This window comes from Bartonella sp. AP7XZML (assembly GCF_042195745.1).
GTDB lineage: Bacteria > Pseudomonadota > Alphaproteobacteria > Rhizobiales > Rhizobiaceae > Bartonella.
The window spans coordinates 117,590-140,295 of the sequence record NZ_JBHIOT010000019.1; the positions used below are offsets into that span (position 1 = coordinate 117,590).

The window sequence follows — 22,706 nt, forward strand, 5'->3', positions numbered from 1 at the left end:
TAATGATAGCTTATAACTTTATAAGGATAATCGTATGCAATAAATCTTGTATTTTTCCTTTCATAAAAAGAGATGTTTCTTCAAAAAATCTAGAAGAGCAACACAATAACTAGTCTTCCTAGTAAAAGAATACACAGTAAAGCATGAAGTGCTGCATAATCTATCTTATCTTAAAAAGGTGACTCCTGAAACGCTTGGAAGCTATAAAGCCAAATGATAAAGTGGTGATAAAGACAAACACTGTCTTTATCTTTACAATTGTATTTTCCCCAATTACGCTGTATCTGCATTTCAGAAATACACCAGACAGATATTCATGATACATAGATGCCAACCAAATATAACAATGTGAAAAATACCTATGCAGAATGATTTCATTCTTTAATTTTTTTCAAGAAAATCTTTTAATGCCGCAAATGCCTCATCAGCTTTGTTCCCCTCAGGACCACCAGCCTGCGCCATATCAGGACGGCCACCTCCACCTTTACCACCAAGCATCGCTGAAAGAATACGAACGAGATCTACAGCATTTAACTTATCCGTTAAATCATCCGTAACACCGACAACAGCACTCCCTTTTCCATCCTCCGAGACACTAATAAAAGCAACCACTCCAGATCCAATTTGTTTTTTCTCAGAATCGACGAGTGCCTTAAGATCCCGTGGTAAAATATTTTTAACAACGCGTCCGGTAAAAGAAAACCCATTGATGATGATAATATCATCTTGGCTCCTTTCTGTTATTCCACCACTCAACATCATTTTCTTGCGTACATCATTCAATTCTTTTTCAAGTTTACGACGATCATCAAGCAAAATTCGCACCCGTTCTTCCACACCAGCAGAAGAAGTTTTTAAAAGATCAGCGATTTCATGAATACGTTCATCTTGGCGGCTAAGATAAAGACGTGCTTCTTTGCCTGTTAAAGCTTCAATACGCCGCACTCCAGCTGAAACAGAACTTTCAGAAACAATATGAATTAAACCAATATCACCTGTTCGCTCCACATGTGTCCCTCCACAAAGCTCAATTGACCAACGCTTTTTTAATCTTTCCTGTTCAAGTGGCTCCCCCATAGAAACAACGCGAACTTCATCACCATATTTTTCACCAAACAATGCCATGGCTCCTTCAGAAATGGCATCATCTACAGCCATGAGGCGCGTTATTACTTTACTATTTTGCAAAATAATCTCATTGGCTAAATCTTCTATTTTTTTCAACTCTTTTGGTGAAACGGATTTTGGATGGGAAAAATCAAAACGCAACCGATCTGGCGATACAAGAGAACCCTTTTGTGTAACATGGTCCCCCAATGTTTGGCGTAAAGCTTCGTGTAACAAATGAGTAGCAGAGTGATTCGCACGAATTTTCTCACGACGAACAATATCAACCGTTAATTCTACACAATCAGACCTCGATGCCTGACCAGATTTCACCTCCCCAATATGGATAAAAACACCATCACCCTTTCTTTGGGTATCATGCACCTTAAAAATAAAATTTTCACCAGAAATGATACCGCTATCACCAATTTGCCCACCAGATTCACCATAAAAAGGTGTCTGATTAACAACAAGCATAGCTTTCTGACCTGAAGAAATATGATCAACAATTTTACCATCACACACAAGAGCTGTAAGAATACCTTTCGCCGTCTCAGTTTCATAACCTAAAAATTCTGTAGCCCCCACTTGATCACGAACAGAAAACCAGATTTTCTCTGTTCCAGCTTCTCCAGAACCAGACCAATTGGCACGTGCCTCCTCTTTTTGGCGTTCCATCGCTTTATCAAAAGCACCAACGTCAACAGATATTCCGCGACGACGAAGAACATCTTGCGTCAAATCAAGCGGAAAACCATAGGTATCATAGAGCTTGAAAGCAACTTCACCATTCAAATAGTCCCCTTCTTTAAGATCGGTACTTGCTTCGTTCAACAAACCAAGTCCTCGTTCAAGCGTTTTACGAAAACGTATTTCTTCTAACCTTAAAGTTTCTGAAATCAAAGATTCAGCACGTGTCAACTCAGGATAAGCTTGTCCCATTTCGCGAATTAAAGCAGGTAAAAGTCGCCACATTAAGGGCTCTTTAGCACCAAGAAGATGCGCATGACGCATAGCACGACGCATAATACGACGTAAAACATATCCTCTTCCTTCATTAGAAGGAAGCACACCATCAGCAATCAAAAATGCAGATGAGCGAAGATGATCAGCAATGACACGATGGCTGGCAATAAAATCACCCTTTGCCTCAATCCCTGTAATTTCTTCTGATGCAGCAATTAATGCACGAAAAAGATCAATATCATAATTATCATGAACGCCCTGTAAAACAGCAGCAATACGCTCTAACCCCATACCGGTATCAATAGAAGGGTGAGGTAAGTTAACACGTTCTTCCTTGGAAACTTGCTCATACTGCATAAAAACAAGATTCCAAATCTCAATAAAGCGATCCCCATCTTCATTAGCACTTCCAGGAGGACCGCCCCATATTTCATCACCATGATCATAAAAAATCTCCGAACAAGGCCCACAAGGGCCTGTTTCTCCCATCGACCAAAAATTATCAGCCGTCGCAATACGAACAATTTTTTCATCTGGAAGACCTGAAATTTTACGCCACAGTTCAGCAGCAACATCATCACTCTGATAAACTGTCACCAACAATTTATCTTTTGGCAGGCAAAATTCCTTTGTTAAAAGATTCCATGATAAAAAAATAGCTTCTTCTTTGAAATAATCACCGAAAGAAAAATTACCCAGCATTTCAAAAAATGTATGATGGCGCGCCGTATAACCAACATTATCAAGATCATTATGCTTTCCACCCGCACGAACACATTTTTGTGCCGTTGTTGCCTGCGTATAAGAAGGTTGTTCAAGTCCAGTAAAAACATTTTTAAACTGCACCATCCCTGCATTTGTAAACATAAGTGTAGGATCATTCCGCGGAACAAGCGGACTAGAAGAAAGAACTTTATGCCCATTACGATGAAAATAATCCAAAAATGTTGACCGAATATTATTAACACTATTCATGTTGACACCTGCTCAATACAGCACAAAACCATAAAAGAAAAATCCCCCCTTATTAAATCCTCTTCGCCACGCATGGAGTCAATTTAATCAAAAATGGAATATTTGTTTTAAAAAATTGAGAAAAAAATGACTGCGTATTTAAAAACTCAAACAAAAAAACAGAAAAATCTTAAAGAAAAAAAATTATAGACGAAAAAAACGCCCCATCAAATGGCTTCATCACTTTCTATATTTTCTGACCCTGCATTTTCTAACAATTCAATCGCAATCAAACCAGCGTTTTGGCGCAAAGCTGCTTCAATCTCTGTAGCTATTTCCACATGTTCACGTAAAAACTGCTTTGCATTCTCACGCCCCTGCCCTAAACGCTGAGAATTATAAGAAAACCATGCACCAGATTTTTCCACAACACCAACCTTGACACCCAAATCAATCAATTCACCTACTTTGGAAATACCTTCACCATAAATAATATCAAACTCAACCTGTTTGAATGGAGGTGCCAATTTATTTTTCACCACTTTAACGCGCGTCTGATTACCAACGATTGAATCCCTATCTTTAATGGATCCAATGCGACGAATATCTAAACGAACAGAAGCATAAAACTTTAAAGCGTTTCCACCCGTTGTCGTTTCAGGAGAACCAAACATCACACCAATTTTCATGCGAATTTGATTAATAAAAACAACCATACAGTTAGAGCGAAAAATTGCTGCGGTTAATTTTCGTAACGCTTTACTCATTAACCGAGCTTGCAATCCGGGCAAAGCATCACCCATTTCACCGTCAATTTCTGCTCGCGGTGTTAAAGCTGCGACAGAATCCACAACAAGCACATCAACGGCACCAGAACGAACCAACGTTTCTGTAATTTCCAATGCCTGTTCACCGGTATCTGGCTGAGAAATGAACAAGTTTTCTAAATCAACACCAAGCTTACGCGCATAAATAGGATCAAGCGCATGCTCTGCATCAATAAAAGCACAAATCCCACCACCTTTCTGTGCCTCAGCAATAGCATGGAGAGCCAATGTTGTTTTCCCAGAACTTTCTGGTCCATAAATCTCAACAATACGCCCCTTCGGTAATCCACCAATCCCTAAAGCAATATCCAAGGATAACGACCCTGTTGGAATTGTTTCAATTTCAACAACCTGCTCTTTTTGCCCAAGACGCATAATCGAGCCTTTACCAAAAGAACGTTCAATTTGTGAGAGAGCAGCATCGAGAGCTTTTGTTTTATCCACGATTATATCCTTGACCGAATTCATAATAACCTAAAACTTTAGTGTACACTGTACTTTTAATTTAACTAAAGGCTTGAGTTTAGAGTTTCACAGACTATTTCCATTCCTATCTCCACATTATGTCCATAAACATTCATGACCATCACAATAAAGAATTGGCATTGCTTATCTTATGACACATAATAAACTCCAATAAAGTAATATCTCTATGGGAGCATAGTTAACATATTTATATCTCTCTAGAAAAGGAACAATTTAATTTTAAACACAATGTTCTACAACCCTTCTGCTTATCCCTTTGATTAAATACTTGAGAGACTAAGAATTCTCCCGCTATTGATCACACAAAAAACGCATCATCAATCAACCTCATACCCTATTGCATCGAAGAACAAAACGCTATTGTGTTGCATATTCATGCACTTGATTTAAGAAACATCTCTCAAAACTTCCAAGCTCATTTTGTGACAACACCTATGAATGTGGTATACTGCAAAACCCTTTAGTCACCACCATCTTTACTCTATAGAAGGAGCAAGCCGGCACCATCACACTATTTATCATCCTCCAATATTGCAACAGCTCTCGGCACTTGAGACAATTCATAAGAGGGATTTTTAGTCCTTTCTTGTACAGTTTTTATCACACGCTAATCCTGCTTGTAACATGCAAGCGAATAACTTGATTGCTTCAACAAATAACAGACTTGGGATGAGAGAAATTTACGGTATTTGAATACTTTCATTCAACTTACGAAACAGTCAATCATCATTATAAGTCAATATATTATTTAATAAAAACCAAAAAATAAAGCAGCTTAAAAGTTGAATGACATATTTAAATTTGAAAAAACATGCACTTTTGAAAATATCAAAAAAAATCTCTACAAGCAATGCAATAAATGTTTAAGATATAAGCTAAATTTCTCATACAATAACATAAGAGATCAATAAAAAACGTATTTCAACTCAAGTTTTATTTTGATCTTTACGTTTTTTGCGCAACTGTTGCCACCACTCAAGACGTTTCACAATTTCACGCTCAAAACCACGCTCAACTGGTTTATAATAACTCTGACGCCCAAGTTTTTCGGGAAAATATTCTTGTCCTGAAAAAGCATCTGGTTCATCATGGTCATAACAATAACCACTTCCATACCCTTCTTCCTTCATAAATTTCGTAGGAGCATTAAGAATATGCTTAGGAGGTGGTAAAGAGCCATTTTTGCGTGCACAACGCAGTGCTGCTTTATACGCAAGATATGCTGCATTTGACTTTGGCGCAGTTGCAACATAAAGACATGCTTGCGCCAAAGCCAATTCTCCTTCTGGTGATCCTAAATAATCATAGGCATCTTTTGCTGCATTACAAATGACAAGAGCTTGAGGATCCGCCAAACCAACATCTTCAACGGCCATACGAACCAATCTTCGCCCAATATAGAGAGGATCTTCACCAGCATCCAACATACGTGCCAAATAATAAAGCGCAGCATCAGGATCAGATCCACGAACGGATTTATGCAACGCTGAAATGAGATTATAATGCCCATCTCGTCCTTTATCATAAATAGGCGCACGACGCTGAATAACTTTTTGCAAAGCAACAACATCAAGAATCTCTCCCAATGGTGCAATAGACCAAACTTCCTCTGCCAATGTTAACGCAACCCGCGCATCACCATCAGACATCTCTATCAAAACGTCTCTGGCATCATTATCCAAGGGAAGAGTTTTTCCCTCCACTTCTTCAGCACGCCTCAAAAGTATGTCCAAACTTTCATGATCATGAGAAAGAAATGTTAAAACACGTGCACGCGAAAGAAGGGCAGCATTCAGTTCAAAAGAAGGATTTTCGGTTGTTGCACCTATAAGTACCACAGTACCCTCTTCCATCACAGAAAGAAAACTATCCTGCTGTGCACGATTAAAGCGATGAATTTCATCAACAAAGAGAAGTGTTTTATCCCCAGATATAAAACGCCTCTGCGCAACTTCAAAAATCTTTTTAAGTTCAGAAACTCCTGTAAAAATAGCAGAAACCTGTTCAAACGCGAAATTTGTTTCAAGGGCTAACAAACGTGCAACGGTCGTTTTTCCCGTCCCTGGAGGTCCCCAAAAAATCATCGATCCAATTGAGTCAGTTGCCACCATACGTGAAAGCAAACCATCCTCTCCAATCAAATGCTTTTGTCCCACAACATCATTGAGAGAACAAGGGCGCATTCTTTCTGCAAGTGGCTGATTTTTATTAACTTTAAAATCAAACGACGAAGTAAAAAAATCTTTCTTCAAAAAAACCTCAACGAATAAATTGGCGAATATACATACCATCACGTTCATATTCCAATTGCCACATATTTGAGCGACCTTGCATAAGAACCTTTTTCAACTGATGAACTGTTTGAATTTTATGGCCATTTACAACACGTAGAATATCTCCTGACTGAAAAATTCCAGCTGCATTGCTCATTTCCTCAAGATTGGTAATCACAACCCCTTTTGCAGATATAGGAAGATGAAAACGTCGACTATTTTGCGGTGTTAAATCTAACACCTCAGCACCAGCAAGAGGACTGTCACCCGTAATTTTTTCAGATTTTAAAAATGCAGTTTCTGATATCGATGAAACTGTTATTTGTGTTTTTAAAGTTTTTCCACTTCGTAAATATTCCAAAGCAAGACTATGCTCAACGTCAGCTGTCATCAAACGATACCCAAGACTATCTGGGCTGTCAACGCGTACCCCCTGCACACTCAAAATAACATCACCTACTTTCAATCCAGCTTTTTCAGCAGGACTATCTTTGATAACTTCAATAATCAGAGCACCATAGGGACGTTCTAAACCTAAACCACCAGCAATATCAGCTGTAACATTTTGAAAAGAAGCCCCAATATAAGGCGGCACAAAATATTTTCCACCGCGTTTAACAGTATCAAGCATCACTTTTACAAGATTAACTGGAATAGCAAAACCAATCCCTACAGAACCACCGGAACGCGAATAAATAGCCGTATTAATTCCGATTAACTGACCTTTCATATCAATTAAAGCGCCACCAGAATTCCCTGGATTAATGGCTGCGTCTGTTTGAATAAAAAAGTCAAAATCAGAAATCCCAACACGTGTACGCGCTTGCGCTGAAACAATACCACTTGTAACTGTTTGACCAACACCAAAAGGATTACCAATAGCAAGAACAAGATCACCAACTTCAACAGTATCAGAATTTCCCAAAGAAAGAGCCGGAAATTGAGCATCTTTTTCCTTAACTTCAAGAATTGCAATATCAGTCGCTTCATCTTTGAGCACGACCTTACTCTCAAACTCCCGTCCATCAGAAAAAGCCACTTTAATTTCGCTTGCATCTTTAATGACGTGGTAATTTGTAACGATCAAACCACGTGCATCAACAATCACCCCTGATCCTAATGACGATTGCTTACGAACAGGAAATTTATTTTGAAAACGACCAAAAAATTGCTCAAAAAATGGATCGCCTTCAAAAGGTGATCGAGCTCTAATTTGTCGAGCTGCATAAATATTTACAACAGATGGAACTGTCTTTTTAACTAAAGGAGCAAATGAAAGAGTGATTTCTGTTTGTGTTTGAGGAACATGAGCATATACATGATCAAATGATATCTGCATCATAATTGCAAAAAAAATCCGCACCCAAAAAGAATACCTCATAATCCACTCCTTATAAAATCAGCACATTCTGTTGAAGATTAATAGAATAAAAAAACGTATCCCCGCAAATTAAGGACCTCTATTAATATTTCATAATAGAGAATAAAAACAACCTATTTGAACAATAAATATTATAAAAATAAGATAATTCAATATTCTATAATTTTCTCTCTGCACCTATTTCTCAACTAAAACAAACTTAAAAATGCTCACAAAAAAACCGCCCAAGACAAGGCGGCCTTTAAAAATCCAACAGAATAAAAAACTCTACGAAGATGTTCCCTTTTCATTCTCAGAAGCTTCCATGCGAGCACGATCCCCAGCACCCTTCGCTTCAACATCACGATCAACAAATTCTATAACAGCCATGGGCGCATTATCACCGGTACGAAACCCCGCTTTCATAATACGCAAATACCCACCGTTGCGTGATGCATAACGTGGCGCAAGCGTATCAAATAATTTTGCAACCTTTCCTGCATCACGAAGTGCTGCAATAGCTTGCCGACGCGCATGCAAACCACCACGCTTACCAAGAGTAACGAGTTTTTCAACAATAGGACGAATTTCTTTAGCCTTTGGAAGCGTTGTCACAATCTGCTCATGCTCGATCAACGAAGTTGCCATATTTGCAAACATCGCTTTACGGTGACTGGCAGTACGGTTCAACTTGCGTCCTGACTTACTATGGCGCATAAGCCCTCTCCTTAAATTCTAATTTTAATATTGATCTTCATAACGTTTTGCAAGATCATCAATGTTTTCAGGCGGCCACGCAGGAATCTCCATCCCAAGATGTAAACCCATACACGCCAAAACTTCTTTAATCTCATTCAACGACTTTCGACCAAAGTTCGGTGTCCGAAGCATTTCAGATTCTGTTTTCTGAATCAGATCACCAATATAGACAATATTATCATTCTTAAGACAATTTGCCGAACGAACTGAAAGTTCTAATTCATCCACTTTTTTGAGAAGAGCAGGATTAAAAGAAAGCTCAGAATCAGCTTCTTCAACAGGCTCCTTCTGTGGCTCTTCAAAGTTAATAAATAACGATAATTGATCCTGAAGAATGCGTGCTGCAAAAGCAACAGCATCCTCACCATTAACAGCACCGTTTGTTTCAATCGTGAGCGTTAATTTATCATAATCGAGAACTTGACCTTCGCGTGTATTTTCTACTTTATAAGATACCTTACGGATAGGTGAATAAAGACTATCAATTGGAATAAGCCCTATACGTGCATCATCAACACAATTACGATCAGATGGAACATACCCCTTTCCTGTGTTGACAATAAATTCCATACGAATTTCAGCTTCTTCATCAAGAGTACAAATAACATGATCTGGATTTAGAATTTCCATATCCCCAACTGTACTGATATCTCCCGCTTTCACGACACCAGGCCCCTCTTTATAAACGACGACACGTTTAGGCCCTTCTTCTTCCATACGAAGCGCAATTTCTTTTATATTCAGAATAATATCCGTAACATCCTCACGCACACCTGGAATCGATGAAAATTCGTGCAAGACACCGTCAATCTGCACAGCAGTAATAGCAGCACCACGAAGCGAAGATAACAAAACGCGACGAAGCGCATTTCCTAACGTTAAACCAAAACCACGCTCAAGAGGTTCAGCAATCACACTTATAATATTTGGATTATCATGTGCACATGATTCAACCTTATTGGGTTTAATAAGTTCCTGCCAGTTTTTCTGGATCATATTTTTATTCCCGTTCTTTAGTTCCGTTACCATTCAATCGTAACGACCAATGTGAACATCAGAGAAATCTCCGACAACAAAAAACAACACCCAATTAAACACGCCGCCTTTTCCGCGGACGACATCCATTATGAGGAATTGGTGTTACATCGCGAATAGAAGTAATGACAAAACCAACAGATTGCAATGCACGTAAAGCAGATTCACGCCCTGATCCAGGTCCACAAACTTCAACTTCCAAAGAACGCATACCATGCTCTTGCGCTTTTCTTGCACAATCCTCCGCAGCAACTTGAGCAGCAAAAGGTGTCGATTTACGCGCACCTTTAAACCCCTGAGCTCCCGCAGATGACCAAGCAATTGCATTACCCTGAGCATCCGTGATAGTAATCATTGTGTTATTAAATGTTGAATTAATATGCACAACACCCGATGAAATATTTTTACGTTCGCGACGACGAACACGTGTGGCTTCCTTGGCCATAATTTCCCTTTCAACGATCTCATCACTGCCGTAACATCAGCAGCTCCACCTTTTTTCCTTGTCAAACAAATCAAACAAGAAAAAGAATATATAAAAAACCTTCCACAAAGGCCCTTATTTCTTCTTACCGGCGATTGCCTTAGCCGGACCTTTACGTGTACGGGCATTCGTATGTGTACGCTGTCCTCGGACAGGCAAAGACCGGCGATGACGCAATCCTCGATAACAACCAAGATCCATCAAACGCTTAACATTCATAGCAACCTCACGACGAAGATCACCTTCAACTTGATACCCCTGATCTATTGCCTCACGAATCTGCAGCACCTCAGCATCTGAAAGCTCATGCACACGACGCCCCAAAGGAATGCCAACTCTTTCAATAATTTCTTGAGCAAATTTTGGTCCAATCCCGTGGATATATTGAAGCGCAATAATTACACGCTTATTTGTCGGGATATTGACGCCAGCAATACGAGCCACGCCTACTCTCCTTAGTTATTTTGACAAATTGTTATAAAATACCTGATATACCTTACAGAAAAAAATAGACTCAGAAAAAAAATTCTTCCGAATCCTATTATTTCACTAAAATAAATTAAATTCACTTTTGATAGATTTCATCTCAAAAGTCAACTCTTTTCATTTATTTCTAAAAAAAATCTCATGAAAGAAACCCTCTAATCATACGTGTCACTTCAGCAACACCAATCATTCCATCAATAACCTTCAACATTCCCCTCTCTGAATAAAATTTTGATAAGGGAGCTGTTTTTTCACGATATTCTACTAATCTTTTTGCAAAAGCAACAGGATTGTCATCTAAACGAACCTGTCCACCAGTCGCTATTGTTTCCTCAACACGCTTCTTCATACGTTCAATCAACACGTCTTCATCAACACACAATTCAATAACAGCATTAAGCCACATATTTTTTGAATCCAGTATCTGTTGCAACGCTTCTGCTTGCCCCACAGTTCGCGGATATCCATCCAAAACAAAACCGTTTACACAATCAGCTTCATCAATCCGATCTGATACGATTTGATTAACAATACTATCAGGTACCAAAGCACCAGAACTTATAATAGCTTTAGCTTTTTTACCAATCTCCGTTTCTTTGGCAATCACCTCACGCAACATATCCCCTGTTGATAAATGAGGAATGTTATATTCCTCAGTCAACATTTTTGCTTGCGTACCTTTTCCCGCTCCAGGAGGACCTAAAAGAATAACTCTCATCGATTCCTTCTACCTCCACGAAGTTTTGATTTTTTTATCAACCCTTCATATTGGTGGGCAACAAGATGCCCCTGAATTTGAGCAACCGTATCAAGTGTAACAGTAACAACAATCAACAAGGATGTTCCCCCAAGATAAAAAGGAACCTGTAATGCAGATATCATAAATTCAGGTAACAAACAAACCAAGATAATATAAATAGCGCCCACAACAGTAATACGCGTCAAAACGTAATCAATATATTCGGCTGTACGCTCACCTGGACGAATCCCTGGAATAAAACCAGAATGTTTTTTCAACTGATCTGCAGTATCACTTGGATTAAACACAATAGCTGTATAAAAAAAGCAAAAAAACGCCATTAAAAATGCATAAACAATCATATAAAGTGGCTGTCCATGACCAAGAGCATAAGAAATCTCCTGAACCCATTGTGGCATTTTATCAGAAAAATTATTAATAGTGGCAGGTAATAATAATAAAGATGAAGCAAAAATAGGTGGAATAACACCAGCAGTATTCAACTTTAAAGGAAGATGCGACATATCTCCTTGAAACATTTGATTACCGACCTGACGTTTCGGGTATTGGATAAGAATTCGCCGTTGCGCACGCTCTATAAAAACAATAAGCCCAATAACCAAAACAGCAATAAGAACGATTCCTATTAAAAGAAAAGTTGATAAATCAGCCTGACTATGAGCTGTCAAAAGCTGAGCAAAAGTAGAAGGAAAGTTGGCTACAATCCCTGTAAAAATGATAAGAGAAACCCCATTACCAATACCACGTGACGTAATTTGCTCGCCAAGCCACATAAGAAACATCGTTCCGCCAACAAGCGTAATAACAGAAGAAATACGAAACATAAGACCTGGTTCTAAAACAATTTGAAGCCCCGACCCTATACCGCTTTCAAGCGCAACCGCAATACCAAAAGCTTGTAGAATTGCCAATACGACTGTTACATAACGCGTATATTGATTGATAATCTTACGACCTAAATCCCCTTCTTTTTTAAGAGTTTCCAAAGAAGGAATAATAGATGTTAACAATTGCACAATAATAGATGCCGATATATAAGGCATGATACCCAGCGCAAAAATAGCCATACGCCCAACGGCACCTCCAGCAAACATATTAAAGAGTCCTAATACACCCGACGCGTGATGTTCAAATGTTTGCCGCAAAGCATCGATATTGATACCTGGAAGAGAGATGTAAGTGCCAAAACGATATACAAGAAGCGCCAACAGAGTAAACCAGATGCGTTTCTTTAATTCAGTTGCACGCGAAAAGGTGCCGAAATTTATATTGGAAGCAAATTGCTCTGCTGCTGATGCCATAAAACGTCTCCACTTTACACTCCAGTTCTTCAAATCACAGAAGTATAATCCTAAAATTCATATATGCATACACAAACAAATGCAGAACTTAAACAATTCTCCACAAAAGATTCCACAAAACAGATATTATTCTTCTTTAGGTCTCTATTCATATTAAAAAATTATCGAGCAATATCAGGAAGAATAACCTGGCCACCCACTTTTTCAATCTTAACACGAGCAGCTTGTGAAGCACCAGAAACATGAAAGGTAATCTTAGCCTTCAAATCACCATCAGAAAGAAGACGAACCCCATCTTTTTCACGACGAATAATACCAGCCTCTTTCAAAGAAACCATATCAACCGGCTTTTCAATATTCAACTTACCTGCATCAACTGCCAACTGAATACGTCCTAGTGAAACTTCATTGTAGGTTTTAGCAAAGAAATTCCTAAATCCACGTTTTGGCAAACGACGATAGATAGGCATTTGCCCACCTTCAAAACCATTAAGGGAAACACCAGAACGTGACTTTTGCCCTTTTACACCACGACCACCAGTCTTACCCGTACCGGAACCAATACCACGCCCAACACGCTTACGATTTTTTGTTGCGCCTTCGCAATCACGCAGTTCATTGAGTTTCATATCTAATACTCCCGCAACCCTTAACCTTCATCTATAACGCGAACAAGATGCCGAACCCGAGCAATCATACCCCGCACACAAAGTGTATCATCTAAAACGCGCCGACGACGCATTTTATTTAGTCCAAGCCCCTTTAAGGTTGCACGCTGAATCTGTGAGTTTCGAATAGGGCTTCCAATTTGTTCCACCGTCACAGTTTTACCACTCTGAGATTTTTTCTGAACCATTTCCTAATTCCTTTTCTGATAATCTCAGAAACTACCCTTCTAGGTCGACTAAATGGCGACGACGCGCCTGCAAAGTCGAATACTTTATACCACGTTGAGCAGCAATATCTCTAGGATGCATTTGATGTTTCAATGCATCAAATGTTGCACGAACCATGTTATAAGGATTCGACGACCCTAGTGATTTTGCAACGACATCCTGCATACCAAGAGCTTCAAAAATAGCACGCATCGGTCCCCCAGCAATAATACCAGTACCAGCAGAAGCCGAACGTAGCAAAACACGCCCAGCTCCGTGACGACCTTCAAGATCATGATGCAATGTACGCCCAGACCGAAGCGGAACATAAATCATCCCACGTTTCGCAGATTCCGTTGCTTTACGAACGGCTTCTGGAACTTCACGGGCTTTACCATGTCCAAAACCCACACGCCCTTTTTGATCTCCAACGACAACAAGAGCAGCAAAACCAAAACGCCGACCACCCTTTACAACTTTAGCAACACGATTGATATGAACGAGCCTATCGACAAATTCATTATCGCGTTCTTCTCTCTCACCACGTTCTTTTTGTGCCATTCCTCATTCCTTTTTCTTTTCCGGAAGCACGATAACAAAGTCCCTCATCAAACTGGAAGAACTTAAACGAAATACTCTAAACTCTCCTTACTCATTCATAAATAAGAAATTTTAGAAATTCAAACCACCTTCACGAGCAGCTTCAGCTAAAGCTTTGACGCGACCATGGTACACATACGCTCCACGATCAAAAACCACCTCATTAACACCCGCTTTCTTCGCACGCTCAGCAATTAACTTACCAACAGCAAAGGCCGCCTTTTTATCAGCACCACTCTTTAACGATTTTTTCAAATCACTTTCAAGAGTAGAGGCTGAAACAAGTGTACATCCCCGCAAATCATCGATAACTTGAGCATAAATGTTCTGATTTGAACGATAAACACTAAGCCGAGGACGATCATGAGAAACCATTTTAATTCTACGACGAACACGCCTTGCACGACGTTGGATAATGTCCTTAGATGAAACCATAATACAAAATCCTTATTTCTTTTTACCTTCTTTACGGAAGATACGTTCATCTGCATGCTTAACACCTTTACCTTTATAAGGCTCAGGCCTACGATACTCACGAATCTCCGCTGCAACTTGTCCAACTTGCTGTTTATCAATTCCAGAAACAACAATTTCCGTTGGCTTAGGAACAGTCACAGTAACACCCGACGGAACTTTATAAACCACATCATGCGAAAAGCCCAGAGATAGTTGAACATCCTTACCCTGCAAAGCAGCACGATAACCAACCCCATTAATCTCCAACCTCTTTTCAAAACCATCTTTCACACCACAAAAAATGTTCTCAATCATTGAGCGCGACATACCCCATTTAGAACGCGCATCTTTTGACTGATCCCGCGGCATAACTGATATGATATTCTCCTCAAGTTTGACTAAGACTTCATCATTGACGACGTAACTCAGCTCACCTTTTGGACCTTTTGCCTTAACCAGCTGTCCTTCAACAGTAGCAGTAACTCCAGAAGGAATTGAAATGGGTTTCTTTCCAATACGAGACATTGTTCTAACCTACTTTTTCTTCCGTTTTCTTGACATAACTTAGAAAACACGACAAAGGAGTTCTCCACCAACATTCTGTTCACGCGCCTCATGATCTGCCATGACACCTTTAGGAGTCGATAAAATCGAAATACCAAGGCCATTTGCCACCTGAGGAAGTGACTTAGCAGAAACATACACACGACGCCCTGGCTTTGATACACGTGAAATCTCACGAATAGCAGCCAACCCTTCAAAATACTTCAATTCGATTTCAATCTCAGCTTTCCCATCACCTAAATCAATTTGATTATATCCGCGAATATAACCTTCCGACTGAAGAACATCAAGAACGTGCGCACGAAGCTTCGAAGCTGGAGTAACTACTTTACCTTTTTTACGACCAAGTGCATTACGAATACGTGTTAGCATATCACCAAGAGGATCTGACATAGACATTAAATAATCTCCTCTTACCAACTAGACTTTACAATACCAGGAATATAGCCAATAGAGCCAAGCTCACGCAACGCAATTCGCGACATTTTTAATTTACGATAATAAGCCCGCGGACGACCTGAAACCTCACAGCGATTACGAATACGAACTTTCGAAGAATTACGCGGCAACTCTGCCAACTGAACAGAAGCTTTAAAACGTTCTTCAAGAGAAACCTTCTGATCCATAACTATTGCTTTCAAACGTGCACGACGGGCAGCATAGCGCTTTACCATCACCTCACGACGCTTATTTTTTTCAACGGCACTTACTTTGGCCATAATTTCACCTCACTACGTTTGCCGTTACGAACGAAAAGGAAAATTAAAAGCACGCAATAACTCACGAGCTTCATCATCCGTTTTTGCTGTCGTACAAACGATAATATCCATACCCCAAATTTGATCAACTTTATCATAGTTGATTTCTGGAAACACAATGTGTTCTTTAATACCCATAGCAAAATTGCCACGACCATCAAAACTCTTTGGATTTAAACCACGAAAGTCACGAACCCGCGGAAGAGCAATCGTCACAAGACGATCTAAAAACTCAAACATACGATCTTTACGCAATGTAACTTTAGCCCCAAGAGGCATTCCTTCACGAACCTTAAAGGTCGCAATAGAATTACGCGCACGCGTAACAACAGCCTTCTGACCCGTTATTAGCCCTAAATCCTCAGCGGCAAGGGAAGGCTTCTTCGAATCAGCAGTTGCTTCACCTATCCCCATATTTATTACAACTTTATCAATCCGCGGAATTTGCATCGCATTTCTGTAATTAAACTTCTCTTGAAGCACTTTACGAATCACTTCAAAATAATGCGCTTTCATACGCGGTATTTGTCTTTCCTCAGCCATTAATCAACTCTCCCGAACGCTTGGCAAAACGAACTTTATTACCATCTGCATTCATACGAAAGCCTACACGTGTAGGCTTACCATCTTTAGGATCAGCAATCGCCAAATTAGACAGATGAATCGGAGCTTCTTTAGAAATAATTCCAGCTTCTTGCTTCTGCGTTTGACGTTGATGACGTTTAATCATATTAATCCCACGAACAAAAGCCTTATTCTCTTTTGGACTAACCTTAATTACTTCACCACTACATCCTTTATCCTTACCGGACAAAACAACAACTTTATCACCTTTTCGAATCTTCTGCATAACATTTACTCCTTACAGAACTTCAGGAGCAAGCGAGATGATCTTCATATGATTCCTACCACGCAATTCACGGGGAACAGGTCCAAAGATACGAGTACCGATCGGCTCTTTTTTATTATCCACTAAAACCGCAGCATTACTATCAAAACGAATGACACTACCATCTGCGCGACGAATATCCTTAGCAGTACGAACCACAACAGCTTTCATAACATCACCTTTTTTAACACGGCCACGAGGAATTGCATCCTTAACCGAAACAACAATAATGTCACCGACCGAAGCATATTTCCGCTTTGAACCGCCTAACACTTTGATGCACATGACACGACGCGCTCCAGAATTATCAGCAACGTCGAGGTTTGTTTGCATCTGAATCATGACTGGCCACCTTCTCTTAACACATATATCCGATTGTACCTTTTACACACTCGGATTTGCCTGCCAAATAACGATAAAGTTATCGCCTTCAAATTTATCAATGATAACCACACTGTTAAATTCTAAAACAATAAGCTTAACTCATTACGCTACATTGTCTTTTACAACAATCCAACATTTATCTTTCGAAATTGGTCTAGATTCTTGAATAGAAACTTGATCCCCAATCTTGAATTGGTTGTTTTCGTCATGCGCTTTATAATTTTTAGACTGCCGAACAGTCTTCTTAAGAAGCGGATGAGAATAACGGCGTTCAACTTTGACAACAACAGTCTTATCACTTTTGTCGCTAATAACAACACCCTGCAAAACGCGTTTAGGCATCTCTTATTTCCTTAAACCTTACTTTCACTTATCTTTTGACGAAGAAAAGTTTTAATACGCGCAATATCACGACGAACTTGTCTAACGCGCGCAGTCTTTTCTAATTGACCTGTTGCTTTTTGAAAACGCAAATTAAATTGCTCTTTCTTTAACTTAGCCAATTCATCTTTCATTTGGTCGAGCGTTTGCGCCCGTAATTCTGTGGCTCTCATCGCTTAACCTCATTATTCAGCAATACGCTGGATGAAACGCGTTTTTATAGGCAACTTTGCTGCACCCAATCTTAGTGCTTCACGTGCAACATCCTCCGGAACTCCATCAAGCTCAAACATGACGCGCCCAGGAGCAACACGTGCAGCCCAATAATCAACACTTCCCTTACCTTTACCCATACGAACTTCAGTCGGTTTAGATGTAACCGGAAGATCTGGAAAAATGCGAATCCACACACGACCAGAACGCTTCATATAACGTGTAATCGCACGACGCGCCGCTTCAATTTGACGAGCAGTAACCCGCTCCGGCTCAACAGCCTTCAAACCGTAGGCACCGAAATTCAAATCCGTACCACCCTTCGCAAAACCGTGAATACGGCCTTTGAACTGTTTACGGAACTTTGTGCGCTTTGGCTGCAACATTGTTCTCTACTCCAAATTTTAGTTCAATCTCAAAAACTAAGCATTTTCGCGGCGACGATTCGATGAAGAACCAGATTGATCAGCTTCCGTAGCACGACGTTCTGAAGCCATCGGATCATGCTCAAGAATCTCACCCTTAAAGACCCAAACTTTAATACCACAAATACCATAAGCGGTCTTAGCTTCTGCTGTACCGTAATCAACATCAGAACGCAAGGTATGAAGTGGAACACGACCTTCACGATACCATTCCATACGAGCAATTTCAGCACCACCAAGACGGCCAGAACAATTGATACGAATACCTTCCGCACCAAGACGCATAGCAGACTGAACAGCACGCTTCATTGCACGACGAAAAGCAACACGACGCTCTAACTGTTGAGCAATTGATTGCGCAATAATTGTCGCATCAATCTCCGGTTTACGAATCTCCACAATATTCAATGAAGTTTCAGCATCCGTCATTTCTGAGAGCTTACGACGAAGCTTTTCGATATCAGCTCCCTTTTTACCAATAATCAAACCAGGACGTGCAGAATGAATTGTAATACGACACTTTTTATGAGGACGCTCAATAACAACCTTAGAAACAGCCGCCTGTTTAAGTTCCTCAAGCACATATGAACGAATTTTCAAATCTTCATGAAGAAGGCGCCCATATTCACCACTATCAGCATACCAACGAGAGTCCCAAGTCCGATTAACACCAAGACGAAGTCCTATTGGATTGATCTTCTGCCCCATTACGCGGCCTCCACTTTTTCGGTAACTTCACGAACAATAACAGTAAGATGCGAAAATGGACGTTCAATTCTACTAGCACGCCCTCGACCACGAACATGAAAGCGCTTCATCACTATCGACTTACCAACATAAGCCTCCGCCACAACAAGCGAATCAATATCAAGATCGTGGTTATTTTCTGCATTTGCAATTGCTGATTCAAGCGTTTTTTTCACAGTAGCAGCAATTCGCTTGCGTGAAAACATCAAATCAGCGAGCGCTACATTAACTCTTTTACCACGAATCATTGCAGCAACTAAATTAAGCTTCTGCGGACTAACACGAATTGTCCGCGTGACAGCTCTTGCTTCATTATCTTTAAGCTGGCGCGAAACTTTAGCTTTTCCCATTCCTACTTCCTCTTCGCTTTTTTATCGGCACCATGACCATAATAAGTCCGGGTAGGAGCGAACTCACCAAACTTATGCCCAACCATCTCTTCAGAAACAGAAACAGGAATATGCTTATTACCGTTGTAAACACCAAAAGTTAAACCAACAAATTGCGGTAAAATAGTAGAGCGACGACTCCATATTTTTATAACTTCGTTGCGCCCACTTGCACGTACCTTCTCTGCTTTACCAAGAAGATAGCCGTCAACAAACGGACCTTTCCACACTGAACGAACCACCTCAGACTACCTTTCTCATTTCTTGCGTTGATGACGCGTACGCATAATAAATTTATCAGTGGCTTTATTGGAGCGCGTACGCTTACCTTTCGTAGGTTTACCCCAGGGAGAAACTGGATGGCGCCCCCCCGATGTACGACCTTCACCACCACCGTGTGGGTGATCAACGGGGTTCATAGCAACACCACGAACATGTGGACGTTTACCACGCCAACGTGACCGCCCCGCCTTACCATCATTAATATTCCCATGATCAGGATTTGAAACAGCGCCAACAGTTGCAAAACAGCTACTCGGAACCAAACGCTGCTCACCAGAATTTAAACGAAGAATAGCCATACCATGATCTCGTCCAACCAACTGCGCATAAGCACCTGCTGAACGTGCAATCTGTCCGCCTTTCCCTGGCTTCATCTCAACATTATGAATAATTGTACCTACAGGCATATTAGCAAGAGGCATAGCATTACCTGGTTTAACATCCACATTTAAACCAGCCATAACAGAATCACCAACACCAAGACGCTGTGGTGCAAGAATATAACTCAATTGCCCATCCTCATAGCGGATTAAAGCAATAAAAGCGGTACGATTAGGATCGTATTCTAAACGCTCAACCTTTGCTGAAACATCACGTTTAAGACGCTTAAAGTCGACAAACCGATAACTACGTTTATGTCCACCACCCTGAAAACGAGCAGTAATACGACCGCGATTATTACGTCCACCCTTTGAAGACAAACCTTCAGTTAACATCTTTACAGGTTTTCCCTTATAAAGACAAGAACGTTCCACAATAACAAGCTGACGCTGCCCAGGTGTCGTTGGATTAAACTGCTTAAGTGCCATTATTCCTATCTCCGAGCCTTTAAAGACCTGTCGAAACGTCGATAGTCTGACCAGTGGCCAGAGTTACGATCGCTTTTTTGACATCACTCTGCCGACCAACTATACCTTTGAAACGCTTCACTTTACCCTTACGGACTACCGTGTTAACTGCTTTAACTTTTACGCTAAAAAGCGCTTCAATAGCAGCCTTAATCTCAGGCTTCGTCGCTTTCGGCGCGACATTAAAAGCAACTTGATTATATTCAGAAATCATAGTCGCCTTTTCAGTAATAACTGGACTAATAATTATATCATAATGGCGAAGATCTGTCATTTAAAACGCTCCTCAAGAGCCTCAACAGCTGCTTTTGATAAAACAAGTTTGCTGCGACGCAAAATATCATAAACATTAATTCCCTGAATAGGCAAAATGTCAATATTAGGGATATTAGAGGCTGCACGAAAAAAGTTAATATCAATCTCTTTACCATCAATCAAGAGAGCGTTATTAAATCCAAGCTTAGAAAAATGAGAAACAAGCATTTTCGTTTTAGCATCCTTAACAGTCAACTCATCCACAATAATTAAATCTTTTGCTTTTAATTTTGCAGATAAAGCAAGACGTAACCCAAGAGCACGAATCTTTTTAGGAAGATCATGCGCATGGCTACGAACCACCGGTCCATGTGCCTTACCCCCACCCCTAAACTGCGGTGCACGTGCAGATGAATGTCGAGCACGCCCAGTTCCTTTCTGTTTAAACATTTTTGCCCCTGTTCGCGATACATCAGAACGACCTTGGGATTGATGACTTCCCTGCTGACGACGTGCAAGCTGCCAACGAACAACACGTTGCAAAATATCCTCACGCGGAACAAGATCAAAAATAGCTTCAGAAACCTTTAATTTGCCAGCTTCATTACCATCAAGAGTTTTAATTACAAGATCCATTATTAGGCTCCCTCAACCTCAGAGGTTTCCGTCACCGGAGTAACCATTTCCGCTTTCTCCTTCACAAGACGGCGAATACCAGCAGGCTTTGGAGCATTCTCAGGAAGACGCTTCTTCACAGCATCCCGTATCAAAATCCAAGAACCTTTAGAACCAGAAACAGCACCACGCACTAAAATTAAACCACGCTCACTATCAGTGGAAATAACTTCAATATTCTGTGTTGTTACACGCACTTGCCCCATATGGCCAGCCATTTTTTTACCTTTAAAAACTTTACCAGGATCTTGGCACTGCCCTGTAGAACCATGAGCACGATGTGTAATCGAATTACCATGAGAAGCACGATGCCCACCAAAGTTATGTCGTTTCATAACACCAGCAAACCCCTTACCAATACTGGTACCAGTCACATCAACTCTTTGTCCTGGAACAAAATGTTCCACTGTAATCTCAGTACCAACATCAAGAAGATTGTCGGGACTCACACGAAACTCTGCTATTTTGGCTTTAGGCTCAACAGAAGCCTTAGCAAAATGTCCACGAAGAGCTTGTGAAGTATTCTTAACCTTAGCAAAGCCTACACCTAATTGAACAGCAGTATAACCATTCTTTTCAACTGTACGCTGAGCAACGACTTGACAATTCTCCAAACGAAGTACCGTCACCGGCACATGCTCACCAGCATCATTATAAATACGGGTCATGCCCAGCTTCTGTGCTATTACACCTGAACGCATCGGGTCTGTTCCTTCTGTCCTCAAACCTCAGAGCTTAATTTCTACATCCACACCAGCAGAAAGATCGAGCTTCATAAGCGCATCCACTGTTTGCGGCGTTGGATCAACAATGTCAAGAAGACGCTTATGTGTTCGCATCTCAAACTGCTCACGACTTTTCTTATCGATATGCGGTCCACGATTGACCGTAAACTTCTCAATCCGCGTCGGAAGCGGAATGGGACCACGGACATTTGCACCGGTACGTTTAGCAGTCGATACGATCTCACGCGTCGACGTATCAAGAATTCTATGATCAAACGCTTTCAAGCGAATGCGAATATTCTGACTGTTCATGCTCTTTATTTCCCTGTTATACAAAGTGCCTTCAATAATCAAAGCACTCAACAAGCATTATTTATTCAATGATCTTAGAGACGATACCGGCACCAACAGTACGACCACCTTCACGAATAGCAAAACGAAG

General features: G+C 40.5%; 31 protein-coding genes and 1 pseudogene. All 32 read right to left on the reverse strand.

The window, feature by feature from the left end; translation table 11 throughout:
- Positions 1-381: 381 nt before the first annotated feature.
- Positions 382-3,048 carry an alanine--tRNA ligase gene (gene alaS / locus ACFILT_RS01880; RefSeq protein WP_375679191.1) on the reverse strand — a complete coding sequence of 889 codons (2,667 nt, stop codon included), beginning with the start codon at positions 3,046-3,048 and terminating at the stop codon, positions 382-384.
- A 206-nt stretch (positions 3,049-3,254) separates the two neighbouring features.
- Entirely contained in the window at positions 3,255-4,298 is a 1,044-nt protein-coding gene (gene recA / locus ACFILT_RS01885) for a recombinase RecA (protein WP_273791424.1), read from the reverse strand.
- A gap of 968 nt (positions 4,299-5,266) precedes the next feature.
- Complete coding sequence (locus ACFILT_RS01890; protein WP_375679190.1) at positions 5,267-6,592, reverse strand: replication-associated recombination protein A; 1,326 nt, start codon at positions 6,590-6,592, stop codon at positions 5,267-5,269.
- A gap of 7 nt (positions 6,593-6,599) precedes the next feature.
- Positions 6,600-7,994, reverse strand: coding sequence for a DegQ family serine endoprotease (locus ACFILT_RS01895; protein WP_375613138.1), 1,395 nt, complete (start codon positions 7,992-7,994; stop codon positions 6,600-6,602).
- A gap of 267 nt (positions 7,995-8,261) precedes the next feature.
- Positions 8,262-8,690 carry a 50S ribosomal protein L17 gene (gene rplQ / locus ACFILT_RS01900; RefSeq protein ID WP_273791421.1) on the reverse strand — a complete coding sequence of 143 codons (429 nt, stop codon included), beginning with the start codon at positions 8,688-8,690 and terminating at the stop codon, positions 8,262-8,264.
- 24 nt (positions 8,691-8,714) lie between these two features.
- Positions 8,715-9,728 (reverse strand): DNA-directed RNA polymerase subunit alpha, encoded by a 1,014-nt coding sequence (locus tag ACFILT_RS01905; RefSeq protein WP_375611485.1) that lies wholly within the window; start codon positions 9,726-9,728, stop codon positions 8,715-8,717.
- Between the two features lie 94 nt (positions 9,729-9,822).
- Entirely contained in the window at positions 9,823-10,212 is a 390-nt protein-coding gene (gene rpsK, locus ACFILT_RS01910; RefSeq protein ID WP_007347762.1) for a 30S ribosomal protein S11, read from the reverse strand.
- Between the two features lie 114 nt (positions 10,213-10,326).
- Entirely contained in the window at positions 10,327-10,695 is a 369-nt protein-coding gene (rpsM, locus tag ACFILT_RS01915; RefSeq protein WP_026500557.1) for a 30S ribosomal protein S13, read from the reverse strand.
- Between the two features lie 181 nt (positions 10,696-10,876).
- Positions 10,877-11,455: an adenylate kinase gene (locus tag ACFILT_RS01920; protein ID WP_375613140.1), complete on the reverse strand. Its 579-nt coding sequence runs from the start codon at positions 11,453-11,455 to the stop codon at positions 10,877-10,879.
- Entirely contained in the window at positions 11,452-12,798 is a 1,347-nt protein-coding gene (secY, locus tag ACFILT_RS01925) for a preprotein translocase subunit SecY (protein WP_375611483.1), read from the reverse strand. Before secY ends, ACFILT_RS01920 begins: the two co-directional genes overlap by 4 nt.
- A gap of 161 nt (positions 12,799-12,959) precedes the next feature.
- A complete protein-coding gene (gene rplO / locus ACFILT_RS01930) occupies positions 12,960-13,427 on the reverse strand; it encodes a 50S ribosomal protein L15 (protein WP_375613141.1) in 468 nt (155 codons plus the stop codon).
- A gap of 20 nt (positions 13,428-13,447) precedes the next feature.
- Positions 13,448-13,654 carry a 50S ribosomal protein L30 gene (gene rpmD / locus ACFILT_RS01935; protein WP_375611481.1) on the reverse strand — a complete coding sequence of 69 codons (207 nt, stop codon included), beginning with the start codon at positions 13,652-13,654 and terminating at the stop codon, positions 13,448-13,450.
- Positions 13,655-13,685: 31 nt separating this feature from the next.
- The gene (rpsE, locus tag ACFILT_RS01940) at positions 13,686-14,234 is read right to left on the reverse strand and encodes a 30S ribosomal protein S5 (protein ID WP_015856574.1); all 549 of its coding nucleotides are present in this window, start codon (positions 14,232-14,234) and stop codon (positions 13,686-13,688) included.
- Between the two features lie 111 nt (positions 14,235-14,345).
- On the reverse strand, positions 14,346-14,708 hold the full coding sequence (gene rplR / locus ACFILT_RS01945) for a 50S ribosomal protein L18 (protein WP_273791414.1): 363 nt from the start codon (positions 14,706-14,708) through the stop codon (positions 14,346-14,348).
- Between the two features lie 12 nt (positions 14,709-14,720).
- Positions 14,721-15,254, reverse strand: a complete 534-nt coding sequence (gene rplF, locus ACFILT_RS01950; protein WP_273791413.1) for a 50S ribosomal protein L6 — start codon at positions 15,252-15,254, stop codon at positions 14,721-14,723.
- 39 nt (positions 15,255-15,293) lie between these two features.
- Positions 15,294-15,692, reverse strand: coding sequence for a 30S ribosomal protein S8 (gene rpsH, locus ACFILT_RS01955; RefSeq protein ID WP_015856577.1), 399 nt, complete (start codon positions 15,690-15,692; stop codon positions 15,294-15,296).
- Between the two features lie 14 nt (positions 15,693-15,706).
- Positions 15,707-16,012 (reverse strand): 30S ribosomal protein S14, encoded by a 306-nt coding sequence (rpsN, locus tag ACFILT_RS01960; protein WP_273791412.1) that lies wholly within the window; start codon positions 16,010-16,012, stop codon positions 15,707-15,709.
- Between the two features lie 24 nt (positions 16,013-16,036).
- Positions 16,037-16,594 carry a 50S ribosomal protein L5 gene (gene rplE, locus ACFILT_RS01965; protein ID WP_375611477.1) on the reverse strand — a complete coding sequence of 186 codons (558 nt, stop codon included), beginning with the start codon at positions 16,592-16,594 and terminating at the stop codon, positions 16,037-16,039.
- Positions 16,587-16,901, reverse strand: a complete 315-nt coding sequence (gene rplX, locus ACFILT_RS01970) for a 50S ribosomal protein L24 (protein ID WP_015856579.1) — start codon at positions 16,899-16,901, stop codon at positions 16,587-16,589. Before rplX ends, rplE begins: the two co-directional genes overlap by 8 nt.
- 12 nt (positions 16,902-16,913) lie before the next feature.
- On the reverse strand, positions 16,914-17,282 hold the full coding sequence (rplN, locus tag ACFILT_RS01975; RefSeq protein ID WP_004855715.1) for a 50S ribosomal protein L14: 369 nt from the start codon (positions 17,280-17,282) through the stop codon (positions 16,914-16,916).
- Positions 17,283-17,426: 144 nt separating this feature from the next.
- Entirely contained in the window at positions 17,427-17,666 is a 240-nt protein-coding gene (rpsQ, locus tag ACFILT_RS01980) for a 30S ribosomal protein S17 (RefSeq protein ID WP_012231991.1), read from the reverse strand.
- Positions 17,667-17,677: 11 nt separating this feature from the next.
- Positions 17,678-17,878, reverse strand: coding sequence for a 50S ribosomal protein L29 (gene rpmC / locus ACFILT_RS01985; RefSeq protein WP_375606714.1), 201 nt, complete (start codon positions 17,876-17,878; stop codon positions 17,678-17,680).
- A gap of 12 nt (positions 17,879-17,890) precedes the next feature.
- On the reverse strand, positions 17,891-18,304 hold the full coding sequence (gene rplP / locus ACFILT_RS01990; protein ID WP_375611475.1) for a 50S ribosomal protein L16: 414 nt from the start codon (positions 18,302-18,304) through the stop codon (positions 17,891-17,893).
- Positions 18,305-18,340: 36 nt separating this feature from the next.
- On the reverse strand, positions 18,341-19,051 hold the full coding sequence (gene rpsC / locus ACFILT_RS01995; protein WP_375679487.1) for a 30S ribosomal protein S3: 711 nt from the start codon (positions 19,049-19,051) through the stop codon (positions 18,341-18,343).
- A complete protein-coding gene (gene rplV / locus ACFILT_RS02000; RefSeq protein WP_273791407.1) occupies positions 19,051-19,440 on the reverse strand; it encodes a 50S ribosomal protein L22 in 390 nt (129 codons plus the stop codon). Before rplV ends, rpsC begins: the two co-directional genes overlap by 1 nt.
- 2 nt (positions 19,441-19,442) lie before the next feature.
- Positions 19,443-19,721 (reverse strand): 30S ribosomal protein S19, encoded by a 279-nt coding sequence (gene rpsS / locus ACFILT_RS02005; protein ID WP_004855734.1) that lies wholly within the window; start codon positions 19,719-19,721, stop codon positions 19,443-19,445.
- 15 nt (positions 19,722-19,736) lie between these two features.
- A complete protein-coding gene (gene rplB / locus ACFILT_RS02010; RefSeq protein ID WP_375679488.1) occupies positions 19,737-20,570 on the reverse strand; it encodes a 50S ribosomal protein L2 in 834 nt (277 codons plus the stop codon).
- A 19-nt stretch (positions 20,571-20,589) separates the two neighbouring features.
- A complete protein-coding gene (locus tag ACFILT_RS02015) occupies positions 20,590-20,883 on the reverse strand; it encodes a 50S ribosomal protein L23 (protein WP_375679489.1) in 294 nt (97 codons plus the stop codon).
- Positions 20,880-21,500 (reverse strand): 50S ribosomal protein L4, encoded by a 621-nt coding sequence (gene rplD, locus ACFILT_RS02020; RefSeq protein ID WP_375613145.1) that lies wholly within the window; start codon positions 21,498-21,500, stop codon positions 20,880-20,882. The genes ACFILT_RS02015 and rplD overlap by 4 nt, the downstream gene beginning before the upstream one ends.
- 2 nt (positions 21,501-21,502) lie before the next feature.
- On the reverse strand, positions 21,503-22,240 hold the full coding sequence (rplC, locus tag ACFILT_RS02025; protein WP_375629003.1) for a 50S ribosomal protein L3: 738 nt from the start codon (positions 22,238-22,240) through the stop codon (positions 21,503-21,505).
- Between the two features lie 27 nt (positions 22,241-22,267).
- On the reverse strand, positions 22,268-22,576 hold the full coding sequence (gene rpsJ / locus ACFILT_RS02030) for a 30S ribosomal protein S10 (protein ID WP_005773267.1): 309 nt from the start codon (positions 22,574-22,576) through the stop codon (positions 22,268-22,270).
- A 61-nt stretch (positions 22,577-22,637) separates the two neighbouring features.
- Positions 22,638-22,706: pseudogene (locus tag ACFILT_RS02035) on the reverse strand (elongation factor Tu); the annotation flags it as partial.

Excerpts from the sequence above, each read along its gene's own strand:
- secY (WP_375611483.1), bottom strand. The coding sequence starts at position 12,798 with ATGGCATCAGCAGCAGAGCAATTTGCTTCCAATATAAATTTCGGCACC.
- rpsN (WP_273791412.1), bottom strand. The coding sequence starts at position 16,012 with ATGGCCAAAGTAAGTGCCGTTGAAAAAAATAAGCGTCGTGAGGTGATG.
- rplN (WP_004855715.1), bottom strand. The coding sequence starts at position 17,282 with ATGATTCAGATGCAAACAAACCTCGACGTTGCTGATAATTCTGGAGCG.
- rpmC (WP_375606714.1), bottom strand. The coding sequence starts at position 17,878 with ATGAGAGCCACAGAATTACGGGCGCAAACGCTCGACCAAATGAAAGAT.
- rpsC (WP_375679487.1), bottom strand. The coding sequence starts at position 19,051 with ATGGGGCAGAAGATCAATCCAATAGGACTTCGTCTTGGTGTTAATCGG.
- rplE (WP_375611477.1), bottom strand. The coding sequence starts at position 16,594 with ATGGCTGAGGAAAGACAAATACCGCGTATGAAAGCGCATTATTTTGAA.
- rpsH (WP_015856577.1), bottom strand. The coding sequence starts at position 15,692 with ATGTCTATGTCAGATCCTCTTGGTGATATGCTAACACGTATTCGTAAT.
- ACFILT_RS01920 (WP_375613140.1), bottom strand. The coding sequence starts at position 11,455 with ATGAGAGTTATTCTTTTAGGTCCTCCTGGAGCGGGAAAAGGTACGCAA.
- rplV (WP_273791407.1), bottom strand. The coding sequence starts at position 19,440 with ATGGGAAAAGCTAAAGTTTCGCGCCAGCTTAAAGATAATGAAGCAAGA.
- rplF (WP_273791413.1), bottom strand. The coding sequence starts at position 15,254 with ATGTCTCGTATTGGAAAGAAACCCATTTCAATTCCTTCTGGAGTTACT.
- rplR (WP_273791414.1), bottom strand. The coding sequence starts at position 14,708 with ATGGTTTCATCTAAGGACATTATCCAACGTCGTGCAAGGCGTGTTCGT.
- rpsQ (WP_012231991.1), bottom strand. The coding sequence starts at position 17,666 with ATGCCTAAACGCGTTTTGCAGGGTGTTGTTATTAGCGACAAAAGTGAT.
- rpmD (WP_375611481.1), bottom strand. The coding sequence starts at position 13,654 with ATGGTTCAGAAAAAATCTCAGAGTGGTAAAACTGTGACGGTGGAACAA.
- rplO (WP_375613141.1), bottom strand. The coding sequence starts at position 13,427 with ATGAAACTCAATGAACTGCGTGATTGCGAAGGCGCAACAAAAAATCGT.
- rpsJ (WP_005773267.1), bottom strand. The coding sequence starts at position 22,576 with ATGAACAGTCAGAATATTCGCATTCGCTTGAAAGCGTTTGATCATAGA.
- rpsE (WP_015856574.1), bottom strand. The coding sequence starts at position 14,234 with ATGGCACAAAAAGAACGTGGTGAGAGAGAAGAACGCGATAATGAATTT.
- ACFILT_RS02015 (WP_375679489.1), bottom strand. The coding sequence starts at position 20,883 with ATGACAGATCTTCGCCATTATGATATAATTATTAGTCCAGTTATTACT.
- alaS (WP_375679191.1), bottom strand. The coding sequence starts at position 3,048 with ATGAATAGTGTTAATAATATTCGGTCAACATTTTTGGATTATTTTCAT.
- rpsK (WP_007347762.1), bottom strand. The coding sequence starts at position 10,212 with ATGGCCAAGGAAGCCACACGTGTTCGTCGTCGCGAACGTAAAAATATT.
- rplQ (WP_273791421.1), bottom strand. The coding sequence starts at position 8,690 with ATGCGCCATAGTAAGTCAGGACGCAAGTTGAACCGTACTGCCAGTCAC.
- ACFILT_RS01895 (WP_375613138.1), bottom strand. The coding sequence starts at position 7,994 with ATGAGGTATTCTTTTTGGGTGCGGATTTTTTTTGCAATTATGATGCAG.
- rplX (WP_015856579.1), bottom strand. The coding sequence starts at position 16,901 with ATGCAGAAGATTCGAAAAGGTGATAAAGTTGTTGTTTTGTCCGGTAAG.
- rplB (WP_375679488.1), bottom strand. The coding sequence starts at position 20,570 with ATGGCACTTAAGCAGTTTAATCCAACGACACCTGGGCAGCGTCAGCTT.
- rplC (WP_375629003.1), bottom strand. The coding sequence starts at position 22,240 with ATGCGTTCAGGTGTAATAGCACAGAAGCTGGGCATGACCCGTATTTAT.
- rplP (WP_375611475.1), bottom strand. The coding sequence starts at position 18,304 with ATGTTGCAGCCAAAGCGCACAAAGTTCCGTAAACAGTTCAAAGGCCGT.
- ACFILT_RS01905 (WP_375611485.1), bottom strand. The coding sequence starts at position 9,728 with ATGATCCAGAAAAACTGGCAGGAACTTATTAAACCCAATAAGGTTGAA.
- rplD (WP_375613145.1), bottom strand. The coding sequence starts at position 21,500 with ATGGATCTTGTAATTAAAACTCTTGATGGTAATGAAGCTGGCAAATTA.